Source organism: Sphingobacteriales bacterium (genome assembly GCA_016706405.1).
In the GTDB taxonomy this organism is placed as follows: domain Bacteria; phylum Bacteroidota; class Bacteroidia; order Chitinophagales; family UBA2359; genus BJ6.
Map to the genome: position 1 here is coordinate 1,308,503 of JADJJT010000002.1, position 15,014 is coordinate 1,323,516.

General features: G+C 40.4%; 11 protein-coding genes. 8 read left to right on the forward strand and 3 right to left on the reverse strand.

The window, feature by feature from the left end:
- Positions 1-14 precede the first annotated feature (14 nt).
- From IPI59_11380 to IPI59_11395, 4 genes are all read left to right on the forward strand, one after another.
- Positions 15-386 carry a DUF1573 domain-containing protein gene (locus tag IPI59_11380; protein MBK7528131.1) on the forward strand — a complete coding sequence of 124 codons (372 nt, stop codon included), beginning with the start codon at positions 15-17 and terminating at the stop codon, positions 384-386.
- Between the two features lie 689 nt (positions 387-1,075).
- Complete coding sequence (locus IPI59_11385) at positions 1,076-1,474, forward strand: DUF4847 family protein (protein MBK7528132.1); 399 nt, start codon at positions 1,076-1,078, stop codon at positions 1,472-1,474.
- Between the two features lie 60 nt (positions 1,475-1,534).
- A complete protein-coding gene (locus IPI59_11390) occupies positions 1,535-3,028 on the forward strand; it encodes an LptF/LptG family permease (GenBank protein ID MBK7528133.1) in 1,494 nt (497 codons plus the stop codon).
- Positions 3,029-3,059: 31 nt separating this feature from the next.
- Positions 3,060-4,169, forward strand: coding sequence for an AI-2E family transporter (locus IPI59_11395; GenBank protein MBK7528134.1), 1,110 nt, complete (start codon positions 3,060-3,062; stop codon positions 4,167-4,169).
- Positions 4,170-4,297: 128 nt separating this feature from the next.
- Here the strand turns inward: IPI59_11395 and IPI59_11400 are convergent, their stop codons facing one another.
- A complete protein-coding gene (locus IPI59_11400; GenBank protein MBK7528135.1) occupies positions 4,298-6,463 on the reverse strand; it encodes a hypothetical protein in 2,166 nt (721 codons plus the stop codon).
- Positions 6,464-6,742: 279 nt separating this feature from the next.
- Here IPI59_11400 and IPI59_11405 point away from each other — a divergent pair, with 279 nt between their 5' ends.
- A complete protein-coding gene (locus IPI59_11405) occupies positions 6,743-7,921 on the forward strand; it encodes a T9SS type A sorting domain-containing protein (protein MBK7528136.1) in 1,179 nt (392 codons plus the stop codon).
- 83 nt (positions 7,922-8,004) lie between these two features.
- Here IPI59_11405 and IPI59_11410 read toward each other — a convergent pair whose 3' ends face one another.
- Complete coding sequence (locus tag IPI59_11410; protein MBK7528137.1) at positions 8,005-8,166, reverse strand: hypothetical protein; 162 nt, start codon at positions 8,164-8,166, stop codon at positions 8,005-8,007.
- Between the two features lie 40 nt (positions 8,167-8,206).
- Here IPI59_11410 and rocD point away from each other — a divergent pair, with 40 nt between their 5' ends.
- From rocD to IPI59_11425, 3 genes are all read left to right on the forward strand, one after another.
- The gene (gene rocD, locus IPI59_11415) at positions 8,207-9,451 is read left to right on the forward strand and encodes an ornithine--oxo-acid transaminase (protein MBK7528138.1); all 1,245 of its coding nucleotides are present in this window, start codon (positions 8,207-8,209) and stop codon (positions 9,449-9,451) included.
- Between the two features lie 292 nt (positions 9,452-9,743).
- Entirely contained in the window at positions 9,744-12,020 is a 2,277-nt protein-coding gene (locus IPI59_11420) for a ComEC/Rec2 family competence protein (protein MBK7528139.1), read from the forward strand.
- Positions 12,021-12,372: 352 nt separating this feature from the next.
- The gene (locus tag IPI59_11425; GenBank protein MBK7528140.1) at positions 12,373-14,337 is read left to right on the forward strand and encodes an ABC-F family ATP-binding cassette domain-containing protein; all 1,965 of its coding nucleotides are present in this window, start codon (positions 12,373-12,375) and stop codon (positions 14,335-14,337) included.
- A gap of 58 nt (positions 14,338-14,395) precedes the next feature.
- Here the strand turns inward: IPI59_11425 and udk are convergent, their stop codons facing one another.
- On the reverse strand, positions 14,396-15,004 hold the full coding sequence (gene udk / locus IPI59_11430; protein MBK7528141.1) for a uridine kinase: 609 nt from the start codon (positions 15,002-15,004) through the stop codon (positions 14,396-14,398).
- Positions 15,005-15,014 lie beyond the last annotated feature (10 nt).

Sequence of the window (15,014 nt, forward strand, 5' to 3'; positions counted from 1 at the left end):
CAAAAGTAGCCGCCATGCCCAAAACTACTATTGAGTTTACCAATGGCACCGAGTTCGACTGGGGGCAAATTAACGAGGGCGATGTTAAAGAGCATACTTTTACTTTTAAAAACACCGGAAACGCCCCTTTACAAATTGACCGCGCTAAAGGCTCGTGCGGGTGTACCGTACCCGATTATCCCAAAACCCCTATTGCTCCTGGCGCAACCGGCGAAATTCACGTCAAATTTAACTCGAAAGGCAAAAAAGGGCAACAAAAAAAATCGGTTACTATTTGGGCAAATACCACCCCCGAAAACAGTATGTTATATGTAAAAGCTGCCGTTACCCCTGCCGCCACCCCAGCTGGAAATGGAAACACCACACCTAATACCGGCGGACACTAATACTTAAATACTGCATTATAAAAACTTAAAGCTGGCAATTTGTTTAATTGTCGGCTTTTTTAATTTTATACTTAGCTTGAGATGCCTAACCCGCCTACTACATGCCGGATGAATTTGTTTGTTACTTGTAGTTGCAACAGCTAAACTAAGAACCCGAAGGGTTCAAATGTTTATAGAACGGGTTGTATTGGGTTTATCTATAAACATAAAATCCCTTCGGGATTAATTGATTTGTTAAAAAACAAGTGTCGAAGTTTGCTATTTTACCTTGCCGTATTAAAACACAGGGCGCGCACCCAGTCGTAGGCGTAAATGCGGTTGGTTTGGGGGTCAATACAATTCAGGGTCTTGTTTTCGAAACGGAGACAAATTAATGTTAAATTTATGATTTTCTAAATATTTTTCTAAATTGTTGAGGGTTATTTAAAAATATCTTATCCGGAAAATTGCTAAGTATGTGCTTGGGTTATCTACTCCTTAAACCTTAAATACAGTATCGAACATACCTGTTAAATCTAATTGCTTACAAAAATCCTATCTTTGCCCTTGTAACTGATGTGCTTTTATCCTAGTTTTAATAAAAAAACAACCTTGCCCGCGGTTATTTGCGTTAAACTAATAATTACTTTTTAGCAAGATAAAAATTTATGCTGCCAATTTATTTAAGGGCCTTATTTGTTTTGTTTTTTGTGCCCATTTTGCTTGGTTTTGCCTCCGGATGTTGTAAAGATAACGACCGAGAAACCTTAATTGGCAGTTGGCAAATGACCCAAATCCATTACCAGCTAACGGGCGAAGTTGGCCACGAGCCATCAAATATCGCACGGCCAATAGTATTGACGTTTAACGACCAAAATCAAATAACAGGGCAAACTATTGAGCACACTTTAACGGCAAATTACCAAACCGATAACGACAGCCAATTAGAAATTACCAATATTAACGCCACCGGCACCGACCAAAATTTATGGGGCAAAAAATTGTTAATTGCCTTAGGAAACACATCATCTTATAGCCGTAAATGCAACGAACTGCGAATTTATTACAACAAAGGTTTGGAATATATTAAATTTGAGCGACAAGAATAGTAATTTTGTTCTTAATTAAATTATCCGGATGATTTATTGTATTTTCGCACAAGGCTTTTTATGAAAAAAATTGATTCGTTTATACTGCGGGCATTTGTTGGGCCATTTATTGCCACCTTTTTTATAGCTTTATTGGTGCTTATTTTGCAGTTTCTATGGAAATATATTGACGATTTAGTTGGTAAAGGCTTAGAGTTAGGTATTGTGGCCGAGTTAATGTTTTATATGTCGGCAACTATGGTGCCCTTGGCAATGCCCATTGCCGTACTGTTGGCTGCCATTATGACCTTGGGCAATATTGGCGAAAATTATGAGTTGGTGGCCATTAAATCTTCGGGCATTTCGTTGATACGTTTTATTATGCCCTTAATTATTGTGGCTGTTTTAGTGAGTGGATTGTCGTTTTTATTTGCCAACAATATTGGCCCAGTTGCCAACTTAAAGGCCATGACCATGTTATACTCGGTTACGCGCCAACGCCCTGCACTGAATATTAAACCGGGCGTATTTAACGATGGCATTCAAAATTATGTTATATATGTTGGCGAGTTGGCCAAAGGTGGCCGCGAAATGCGCAATATAATTATTTATGACCACAGCGAAAGGCAGGGCAATGTAAACTCGTTATACGCCGAGCGCGGCGAAATGCACCGCAACGAAGCCGACAGCTCGCTAGTGTTTTTGTTGTACAACGGTTACCAAGTCGAAGAACCAGCATCGGGGGGCAACCCCTCAGGGCCAGGCCGCAACCCTACAAATGCTTTTATTCGCAATAATTTTACCGAATACCGGATGTTGTTTGACCTGTCGAACTTTAGTTTTAACCAAGCCGATGAAAACATGTTTAAAAATAGTATTAAACTAATGAACGTCAACCAACTGACGGCGCATAACGATTCTATCCGGAAAAAAATGACCGACCGCGTTTCGTATTTAGAGGCTAACCTAAAAACAAATTTTATTTTTTTTAAAGACAGCACTTTTTTTAAAACATATCAAGCGCAATTAAATCATCCGGAAATTAACCCTTTGCTGCAAAACCAAACAAATTTTGCCCAAATTTTAACCGAATTTCCACCAAACATGGCTGTCGAAATTAAACAGGCAGCTACCCGTAACGCCCGAAATGTTAAAAACTTTGCCCGCCTTGAAAAAACTCAACAGGGCAATTACGAAAACCAAATTATTAAGGCAGGCGTTATTTTGCACCAAAAAATTACCTTGTCGCTGGCTTGTTTTGTGCTGTTTTTAATTGGCGCGCCCTTGGGTGCCATTATTCGCAGAGGGGGGTTAGGAATGCCCATGATTGTAGCAATTGCCTTTTTCCTTAGCTTCCATATTTTATCAACCATTGGCAAAAAAATGGCCGAATCTAAGCTTATCAGCCCATTTTTAGGCGGCTGGATGCCCTTGTTTATTTTGTTTCCTGTAGGTTTGTTTTTTATTTACAAAGCTATGAACGACTCGGCGTTGTTTAATATTGAAAACTATTTGCCACGCTTAAAATGGGGTGCTAAATTTTTTACTAAAAAAAACAGTCCTACTAAAAAATAAGTAAGCAATATTAAATATAATCTTATTTGTTATGAGTAATTTTTGGCGACTTGTTTTTATTTTGGGCTTGCTAAGCATATTGGCATATTTTGTATTTCATTTACAAACTATATTGTTGTATTTGCTTATTGCCGGAATTTTGGCTTTAATTGGTGCGCCTTTAACTACCCGCTTGCACCAAATTAGCTTTGGCGGCAAAATCAGGCTTCCGCGCTGGGTGGGGGCTATCTTAACTTTAATCTTGTTTTATTTAGTGGTGGTGGGTATTGTTGCATTGGTTGTTCCGGTAATTTATGGCGAAATTGATATGATAAGCAATTTGAATTTTCAAAGCATTACCAAGCAATTAGAGTTGTCGTTAAACAGTGCCGATTCTTGGATTAACCGTTTTAATTTACACGATTCGAGCTCGGCGGTAAGCGATGCCATTCGCGACGGGTTTACCAATTTGGTCAATATGGGCAATGTATCGGGTATTTTTTCGTCTTTGGTCGGTTTGCTGGGCAATTTAGCGGCTGCCACGTTTTCAATAACGTTTATTACTTTCTTTTTTTTAATTGACCCACAAATACCATACAGAGTGGCCGTAGCCTTTGTTCCGGCAAAATGGGAGTTTAAATTTCAACATGTAACCACTACCTGCCAAACTTTATTGCGCCGTTATTTTATTGGCGTTCTAATACAAATAACATTAGTAGCTATAATTACCGTTTTAGGATTAAGTTTAGTAGGCGTTAAATATGCTTTATTAATTGGCTGTTTTGCCGGATGTATTAATATAATTCCCTTTATTGGGCCGCTTATAGGCAGTATTTTTGGCATGTTGGTAGGCATAACTGCCTCGTTAGATGACCCTAATTTTTATGGCACTTTATTGCCATTGGCTTTTAAAATTTTTACGGTTTTTTTGGTGGTACATATTATTGACAACGTTTTTTTTCAGCCCTATATCTTTTCGAACAGTATTAAAGCCCACCCCTTAGAAATATTTTTGGTCATACTTATTGCCGGTACAATGGCCGGCATTGTGGGCATGTTGTTGGCCATGCCTTGTTATACGGTCATTAGGGTGGTTGCCATTGAGCTCAACAAAGAGTTTGGCTTTATAAAATTAAACACTCATGTTCACAAAAATGATTAAAAAAATAGGATTCCCCAAAATAGCTTCCACACTTTTTTGAACCCACAACATAATAAATTCTACAGATAAGAACCCAAAGGGTTTAAATGTAGATAAACTCGGCAATTTAATTTTCCAAGCTCCAAAAATTACTTGTCATTGCCATAAAGCAATAATTTTTGATGCCAAACCCAAGCCTTTTTTTCCGGATAAACCTTAGCAACGTACAAGCCCGGCAAAAGTGCCGGGGGTAAAACTAAATTTTGTTGTACAGGTTGGGCGGTATTAACATAAAAACTACTTATAAATACTTCTTGACCCCACAAATTATACAAGGCAAATTGTATTTTTTGTTGGTAATTGCCCTCGGCAGCAGTAATTTGGCCTACAATTTTTATTTCGTTTTGTTGCTGTTTGTTGATGGCCGATGGTATAATTTGCAGTTGAGCTATATTGTTCTGGCTAAACCCTCCGGAGGTGCCACCCACGCACGAATCAACAACTGCCATTACAGGTATGCGAGGGCTTAGGCAAGCATAATTGGGCTCGTCAATTTGCCATTTGTAAAACGAGAAGTAGTTATTAGGTATAATATTTTCGCCCGAGCCGCACTCTTGGCAAAATCCGCCTGTAATGCGCACAAACCCATTTACTTGAAATGGAAATTTTACGGGGCTAAAATTCCGGAAAAACCGAGCTTTTTCGGCTGTGCCGAGCTGGTATTTTTTGCCCGGCAGCAAATAAAAATCTAAATCGTAGCGTTTTGTGCCATATTCAATAAACTGTTTTTTACTTTGTAGTACAAGGCCTGTGCTGTCGCGCAGTTCAATGGTGATTTCGCCCGGCTCAAGGTTAGTAATTTCAACAGATTTAAGCACAAAAGGGCTAAGTGCATCGAATACCAAATACCCGCGATAATTAGGCGGAATAATACCTCCGGGGCCAAAAAACCTATCGTAAGGTGGGCAATAATGGCTTTGCCCTACTACATTTTGCAGGTGTGCGGCATAAAAAACAGTATCGTTGAAGGGTGGGGCAGGGGGGCTAAAATTTAAACCATTTCCTAAAAGGGTTGTATCGGTTTGCGAGGCGTACCAATTAACGGACGAGTCGGCAGCTGATACAGTAAAAATGGGAATTTCGCCTATGCAAACTGTGTCGGGTTGGGCAATGGGGGTATCCGGATTAATAATTTCGATGGAAACGGTATCGCTGGTAAAATTGCCGCATTGGTTGGTTATGGTTACCCAATAATTTCCGGTAGTAGTAGCGGCTATTGTTTGGGTAGTTTGGCCGGTGTTCCACAAAAAAGTATCGCCAGTGGTTGCCTTTAACCAAGTTGTATCGGTGTAGCAGGTGCGGTTTTTGCCGTTTACAGCTAAAATACTTGCTTGCTTGGGTGTTTGTTCGGTTAGGGTAAGGGGCAAAACCAATAAATTATTAGTCGTGTCCATTTCTAAAAAATAATCTAAGGGGTCAACTTGTACCACTAAATAATAATCGCCATCGCATAAATCATCGGGTATTGGAATTGACATGGTGGGCAAATATTGGTTGTAAACATCTAAAAAGCCTGCCGATATGCCTTGGTCAAAACCGCAGGTATATTCGCCGCCGCCCAAGCCGTAATTAGGTATGTCGGCGGGGTTGTTAAGGGCGTTGCCTTGGGCATCAATGCAATAATCGTTGTATTTGGTGCTGGTACAACTGCCAAAATCCATTAAACAAAATCCTGTTTTTGTTGTTTCGGCCACCGATTGCCATTTTAAAGGGTTAGGCTCTTCGGGGTTTTTTATCCGGATAGAGTAATACGACCAATCATCAACGTGCATGTGTTTGTGCAAAGGGTGGTAGGTCATTGAGCCTGCCCACCTCAGCACAGTATCCATTGTTTCGCCCATTTTGATATATATAATTTGCCGTATTAGTTGCTTTGGGTAGGTGCCACCGGGGCAGGTATCGGCAATGCCATTGGCGTAGTAAAGCGTATCGGTGCCACAAATAAAATAGTTCGAGGCTTTTACGTGTACAGGCCCGTAGCCCACGTTGGGCGTTGCTACCGAAAGGTAATAATTTCCTTTAGTTTCGGTATTCCATTCGGGGTCAAGCAACATTTTTTTGGCAATACTAAGGTCGGGCAAAAGCCAGCAAGTATCGGCATTGGCGCTTTGAGGTGGGCACACACAACCGGCGGCATTTTCGGTGGTACAAGGTTGAGCTTGCGCGGCAAAAAATACACAGTTAATGGTTGTAAGCAGTAGGGCAAAAAAAACAAATAGCAGACCGATATAATGATTTTTTATAAGAAACGGCATAGGTTTAAAATTACAATATGAAAATATATTCTTATTCCGGATGGTAATAATTTGCTGTATTTAGACGCAAATATCCGAAATATTGAGCCTTGTGGTACAATTTTTTTACGAGTTATATCTTCTTATCCGGAAAACCAAAATTGTAAGGCGACATTTATTTTCTTAAAAAGTTTAATAGCCGGCCAAAATAAACAGAGCAGAGCGTCTTATTAAAGAAAACAACATTAAATCAACATTGCTAAGTATAATTTTTTCACTCAAACAATACAAGACACATTTATGAAAACTTATTTTTTTTACGCTATTTTGTTAGTAACACTTTGTTCAAAAGCAGTATCGCAGCCTTTATTTAAAGTTGACCTAAACTTAGGCACAGATTGGGATGATTACGATGCTGTTGTTAATCAATCCATCCCGTTTTCCTTTGTTTTACCGGGCTTCGATACCTATTATTGGGATTTTGGCAATGGGCAAACCTCGACGCTACAAAACCCAACTATAAACTACACCGAACTTGACATATACACCTTAAGTTTAACGGTAACCAAGGCAGACAGTTTTAGAATTATTGACAAACTTACCTTATTAAAAACAAGTACATTGTGGAGTGATTGTATTACTGACGGTAGTCCCGACTATTATTTGAACTTGTTTAACACAGCCAAGATACTTCAATTAAAAATACCCGACAAAGCAAATGATAATTGCCCAGTTGATTTTTATGTTAATGGCTACCTGACCGCCGACAGCGTTATTGTAAAGGCTTTAGAGCGGGACGATGCTTTGTTTTGCCCCCAAGATGACAATTTAGGCCAAATTCTTATTCCGGCAAATACAATATCGGGCGTTTTTGAAGATAACAATGGCGACAGCTTAAAAATTAGCCTCGCCACAAAAATGGTAACTACGGCAACCTTTAAAGTAGAAATCAAAGTTGGAAAACCAAAATTAACTGCTACGGTTATTGTTACGGATGCGAGTTGTTATAGCTGCACCGACGGCAGTGCTTCGGTAAATGTTTCGGGTGGAACTGAACCCTATTCCTACAAATGGAGCAACGGTGATACCACTCAAACTATTAACTATTTAGCTGTAGGTAATTATGGTGTAACAATTACTGATGCCGACAGTAGTATGTTATTTAAGATAGCAAAAGTTTCATATACTACAAGTATAAATGAGGCTACGTCCGAGGATGCTTCAGCGCAAACCTTAGAAGTTTTCCCAACCATTAGTACCGGGCAGTTTACGGTAACAATTCCGGAAAAATTCATTAACAGCCAACAAAATACCTTCTTACAAGTGTATAATTTACAAGGCGTTAAGGTTTTTTCAAGCCCTGTTTCTCATTCAATTGAACCTATAAACCTTTATCATTTGCCAAACAGTGTGTACATAGTACAAGTCTATAGCCAAGGCAAAACTTATGATACGGCAAAGATAACAGTGGCAAAATAAGACCCCACAAATTGCAATGGCAAAGCGCTAAACACAAAAGGTTGAGACCTTGCTTGCAGCACCTGATTTAAGGCAATACTCGGCTAAAATTGGGTGCTGTTTTGTTTTTTTATGTCCGGATAAAAGTATAAAATCTCATGACTTGTTCGGGCAATAAAGTTGCAGGTTTTATTACCAACCTCACCCAAGCAAATTTTTCCGGATAAATCCTTTGTGTCCGGAAAAATAAATGGTAATTTTGCCATCCGTATTTTTTATATCATTTTTTAGCTTTAATACATCAACATGATTGCCACCCTTTCAACCCCACAAGCCCGCGCCAATTATTACATCGAATTAGAAGACCGCTACGGCGCACATAATTACCACCCTTTGCCCGTAGTGTTAGAGCGGGGCGAAGGTGTATTTGTTTGGGACGTTGAAGGCAAAAAGTATTACGATTTTTTATCGGCCTACTCGGCAGTAAACCAAGGGCATTGCCACCCCTATATTGTTCAAACCCTTATTAACCAGGCTACCAAACTAACCCTAACTTCGCGCGCATTTTACAACAATACCTTAGGCGAATACGAGCGATTTATTACCCAATTATTAGGTTACGACAAAGTATTGCCCATGAATACCGGCGCCGAGGGGGTTGAAACGGCCATCAAATTAGCCCGGAAATGGGGTTACAAACATAAAAATATTGCTGCAAACCAAGCTAAAATTGTGGTAGCCACCGAAAATTTTCATGGCCGAACCATGACTGCCGTGTCTGCCTCAACCGACCCGCAAAGCTACGAAGGGTTTGGCCCCTACCTGCCCGGTATTGTTAAAGTGCCTTTTAATAATATACCCGCCTTAGCTAATGCACTTGCCGACCCCACTGTTTGCGCCTTTTTAGTTGAACCCATACAAGGCGAGGCGGGCGTAATTGTACCCGCCCCCGACTATTTAACCCAAGTAAGGCTGCTTTGCAACCAACACAATGTGCTTTTTATTGCCGACGAAGTGCAAACAGGCTTAGCCCGTACCGGGAAAATGTTAGCCACCGACCACGAACCCAACGCACGCCCCGATATGGTAATTTTAGGCAAGGCCCTTTCGGGCGGCGTTATGCCTATATCGGCAGTATTGGCAAACGACGAAGTGATGCTTTGCATTAAACCCGGCGAACATGGCTCTACATTTGGCGGCAACCCTCTTGCTTGCAAAGTGGCCATCGCCTCGCTTGAGGTGTTAATACACGAAAAATTAGCACAAAACGCCCAAGAAATGGGCAAACTGCTGCGCGAGGGTATTGCCAATATTAACTCGCCCTTAGTTAAAGAAGTGCGCGGCAAAGGCTTGTTAAACGCCATCGAAATTGATACCAACGAGCACAGCGATTTGGCTTGGAATATATGCCTTAAAATGCGCGACTTTGGACTTTTGGCTAAACCAACACATGGCAACAAAATACGTTTTGCCCCACCTTTGGTAATTACCGAAAATCAAATTTACGATTGTGTTGATATTATTGCCCGAAGCTTAAAGGCTTTAACTTAAATAAAATTCAATCCTTTTTTTTGATTGTAACTGCTTTCATTCGTTTTATTGTCCGGATGGATACTCAAAGCGGGCAGCAATAATATAGTGCGAAGTTGGCATAAATAGTAAATAAATAAATGAATTATAACTAATTTTGCCCATTGGGCTTAATTAGCGGACTATTTTTTTGCTCTGGTAGTTGAAGTTTACTTGATCCGGTAACTTTGTTAATCCGGATAAAAATTAAAAGCAGAACCTATTTTTACTTAACAGCAAACATCCGCTTAATTGAAACGAACCTCTTGAAGTTGTGCAAAGTAAACCTCCAATTACCAACCCAAACATCGAGCGAATTATACCTTATATAGAGCAGTTGCCAGCCCTACGGTTGCTATTGCCTTTTGTGATAGGTATTATAGCGGCTTATTATTTCTTTGGGCAGCAAACTGAGCCTTGGTGGTGGGCTTACGCCATTACTGCCGCTTGTTTGCCTTTGTTGGTTGTTGCGTTGTTCTTTTTTCGCAATATTAAATCGAAAAAAACGCGACAGATTAAGGTTTGGTTTGGTGTTTGCATGGCCGTTGCATTTTTTTTGCTGGGCTTAGCCCGTACTTTGCAACAAAACCAATTCCAGCAGCCAACACATTTTAGGCATTTTATTACTTCAACAGATAGCAGTGCGACATTATTATTGCAAATTCAAGAGCCGCTAATTGCTAAAACCCGCAGTTATAAAACTACTACTAAGGTATTAGGCGTTTATACAAATGAAAATAGCACCCAACTTTTACAACCAGCGCAAGGAAAAATACTTACCTATTTAGCCCTCGACAGTGCCGCCGCCGCGCTACAATACGGCGACTTAATTGTTGCACAGGCGCAGGCGGTTGCCTTGGTTGATTCAGTTAAAAATCCCGGAGCGTTTGATTACAGACAATATTTACAATTCGAGCAAATTTACCACAGAGCTTGGTTGGCCTCGGGTAAATGGCTGCCAACTCAACAAAATCAGGGTAACTGGTTTTTTGCTAAGATTTACTATTTGCGCAGCTTTTTTTTGGATGCTATTGCAAGATATGTGCCCGGAAAAGACGAGGCAAGCGTAGCGGCTGCCTTGCTTATTGGCTATACCCACCTGCTTGATGACGAAATTGTAAAGGCTTATTCGGCCACAGGTGCTATGCACGTATTGGCGGTGTCAGGTATGCACGTGGTAATTTTGTATGGCTTGTTACAATGGCTGTTGCGTTTGATTTTTGGTAAACATAACACAAAGAGCGTGCGATTATTGCGCTTATTATTGGGTTTGGGTTTTATTTGGATTTTTGCTGTTATTACAGGCTTGCCGCCCTCGGTTGTGCGTGCAGCAGTAATGATTTCTTTAGTTATGATGGCCGACTTTTTACAACGTCGCTCGAATGTTTTTAACAGTATAGCTGTTTCGGCATTGGTAATATTGTTTTTTCAGCCATTAATGCTGTTTAAAGTGGGTTTTCAATTGTCGTATGGGGCGGTTTTGGGAATTTTGCTGTGGCAAGCACCTATATATAGGGTTTGGTTAGCACCAAATGCCTTGTTAAACCTCGCTTGGGAGATTACTTCGGTTTCAATAGCAGCGCAAATTGGCACACTGCCTTTGGTGTTGTATTATTTTCATCAGTTCCCAACTTATGCTTTATTGGCTAATATTGTAGCCGTGCCATTGTCGGGGTGGGTGTTATATGCGGGCATTGCCCTGTTCTTTACGGCCTTATTTGCACAGTGGACTAGTGTTTTTGCCTTTGTTTCGCAGGGGGTAGGTTGGGTAATGTATGGATTAGTTTGGTTTCAAAACCATTTTTTAACCTTTATGGGGAGCTTGCCCGGCGCATTAATACAAGGCTATATGACACCCATCTCTTCGGCTGTTTTGTTGTTTGTAACTATTGTAGGGGTAGCGCAGTTTTTACAATTTAAACAAACTAAATGGCTACTATCCGGATTAATAAGTTTGACGATAGTTGGGGTTCAAACGCTGTACGATGCTTACCAAAACAGTATCCGGAATGAAATAACCGTTTATAGTATCTCCGGAGGAACAGCTATAGATATTACCCAAAACAGGCGCAGTGTTTTACTGCTTGACTCGGCAGGACTGGCACAGATGCCTACCCAAATACAGCCAAATCTATGGAAAAAAGGGGTTGGCAGGCCGCAAATTATCCGGATTGAAAATTTTGAAATGCCCACAGATAGTACAATAAACCAATTTTCAAACAGTAATATCGTGTTTAACCAGAAAGTATCTATACAATACCCCACCGTTTTAGCGGGCCCTTACCAGTTTACCTTTCTATCAGTTAATAAAAGCCCATACAACGCCGAATTAGTACCAAAAAATGAAAAAATTAAAACCCATTATGCCATATTGCGCAAAAATGCACAAACCGACTTAATTTATAGCCAACAAACACTTTTATTTGATTCGCTGCTAATAGATGGCAGTAACACCCAACGCTTTGCCCAAAAAACCGAACAAATTTGCGGCGAGGCAGCAATTCCTATTTACAATTTGCGCAAATCGGCAGCTTTAACGCTGAGTTGGTAGTAAAAGAAAAAATGACGGCAATAGTATAAACTTAAAATTAATATTATGCGAATATATACTCGTGATTGTTGCCGTCTTTGTTGCTTAAAGACGACAAAACCTGCTACATAAAAGTTGATAATAAAACAGATAAAACTATTGAACTTTCTTATGACGACATCACAAAAATACTCGAATAGCAATATTGCCTCCTACAAATTCAATACTTTTTTAATTAGGCAGGCCTATTGAATGAAGTCCTGCTTGATGATTTGTTTTTATATTATTTATGTTCGTTTTTTTATTGCCTTTAGGTTCAAGTAATAAATGCAAAAGATAAAAATTCAGAGATAGGCCTTACCTTTGCCTTACTATGCAATATTTAAAAGCCGAGCGTCTGACTAAAATTTACGGCGAAAAAGTGCTGTTTAACGAGGTTGATTTGCTGCTAAACAAAGGGCAAAAAATGGCCATTGTGGCCAAAAATGGCTCCGGAAAATCGAGTTTAATGCAAATTTTAGTTGGGCTTGATTCTAGCGACCAACTTGGAACGGTTTGGATTAGCCGCGAGGCACACTTAGGTTATTTGCCTCAAGCACCAAATTTTAACGAGGAATTAACCGTTTTAGAAGCCCTGTTTGCCGGAGACGACCCTACTTTATTGCTAATTCAGGCTTACGAAAAATTACTGCTTTTAAACGAATTATATCCGGATGACAACCAAAACCAGGTATCACTTAACCGGGTTATGGAACAACTAACAGCGCAAAACGCATGGGACTACGAGATTAGGATCAAGCAGATATTGACAAAATTTAATATAACAAACACAAATCAACCTATCCGCGAACTGTCGGGCGGAGAGCGAAAGAGATTGGCTATTGCCGCCCTTTTAGTGCGCGAACCCGACCTACTGATTTTAGATGAACCCACCAACCACCTTGACCTCGACATGATTGAATGGTTGGAAAACTATTTGCAAAACCCAAATATTACCGTTTTATTAGTAACCCACGACCGCTATTTTTTAGACCGCGTTTGTACCGAAATTGCCGAATTAGATGCAGGGCAAATCCGGATGTACCGCGGCAATTACTCGCACTATCTTGAAAAAAAGACCGAATTAACAGAAATTTTTAAAACCGAAACCGAAAAAGCAAAACAACGCTACAAACAAGAACTTGCCTGGATGCGTACCCAGCCTAAAGCACGCGGCACAAAAGCCAAAGCCCGTGTTGATGCTTTTGACGATATAGAAACCAAAGCCCGCCGCCGCCTTGACGATGCCCAGCTAAATTTAACAGGACTACAAATGCAACGCTTGGGCAGTAAAATTGTAGAAATGTATCATATTGACAAAGCCTTTGACGATAAAATATTGCTGCGCGATTTTTCGTACGCTTTTGCCCAAGGCGACCGTGTAGGCTTGGTGGGGCGCAATGGCGTGGGTAAATCAACGCTTGTAAACCTAATTACCGGAACCGAAAAACCTGACATAGGCAAAATTGTTTGGGGCAAAACTGTTGTTTTTGGTCATTACACCCAAGACGGTATCAAATTTACCGCCGACAAAAAAATTATTGATATTGTTACCGATGTGGCCGAGTTTTTACCCTTAGCCAAAGGCAAACACCTTACCGCCGCCCAACTGTTAGACCATTTTCAGTTTCCGTACAGCCAGCATCATAACTACATAAGTACCCTAAGTGGGGGCGAGCTTCGTCGCTTGTACCTGTTGACGATTTTAATGCAAAATCCCAATTTTTTAATTTTAGACGAGCCTACCAACGATTTAGACCTTCAAACTTTGCACGCCCTTGAAGATTATTTGCAACAATACGAGGGTTGCCTGCTAATTGTATCGCACGACAGGTTTTTTATGGATAAATTGATAGAGCACGTTTTTTCATTTGAAGGACAGGGCAAAATACGCGATTACCCCGGCAATTATACCCAATACCGCGAGCAACGCACCGAAGAAGAGCAACAACTAAAATTGCAGCAACAACAACAAACAATAACTAATACCGCTGCCACAGTATCATCCGGAAAAAACGCATCCGGAAACAATACTACACGGCAGCAACAGTCATCAAGCGAACTAAATACGACGGCTAAACCCAAACTTAAATTGTCGTTTAAAGAACAGCGCGAGTTTGAACTTTTAGAAACGGAAATCCAAAATTTAGAAACCGAAAAATCCAACTTAGAAGCTCAACTTTCATCTGGCAAAGGCAGCCATACCGAGCTTACAAAATGGGCTACCCGTATTAATGAGCTAATAGCTTTAATTGACGAAAAAAGTATGCGATGGCTTGAATTGAGTGAGTATGTTTAAAATGTCAGCGCGCTTAATGAACGTTACTTTAATCTATCCGGAAAGAAAGAGTTGTTGATTATTGCACGTTTAATAATATCATACTCGATAAAACTTGAATGGCAACTTGGTTGTTTCCGCCTTGCGGAACAATAATATCGGCAAAAGATTTGGTGGGGGCAATAAATTGCTGGTGCATGGGTTTAACCCGGTTTTGGTAATGTGCTAACGCTTCTTGTAAATTACGCCCTCGTTCTAAAATATCGCGGTTAATAATGCGTATTAATCGGTCGTCTGGGGGGGCATCTACAAACACTTTTATTTGTAACAGTTGCCGTAAATGCTCATCGGTTAGTATTAAAATTCCCTCTACAATAATAACATCGCAGGGCGCTACGGTAATGGTTTCTTTGGCGCGGGTACAGGTAATATACGAGTAAATTGGCATTTCGATGGGTTTGCCTTCTATTAGTTGTTTCACGTGGTTTACCAATAGCTCAAACTCAATAGATGCCGGATGGTCGAAGTTTAGCTTTTGCCGCTCGGCCATGGGCAAGTGGCTACTGTCGCGGTAGTAATTATCTTGGGGTAAAAGCGCAATTTTATCGTTGGGTAAACAACTCATTAATTTGCGAACCACCGTTGATTTTCCGGCCCCCGAGCCACCCGCAATTCCAACAATTAACATATTTTGTTTG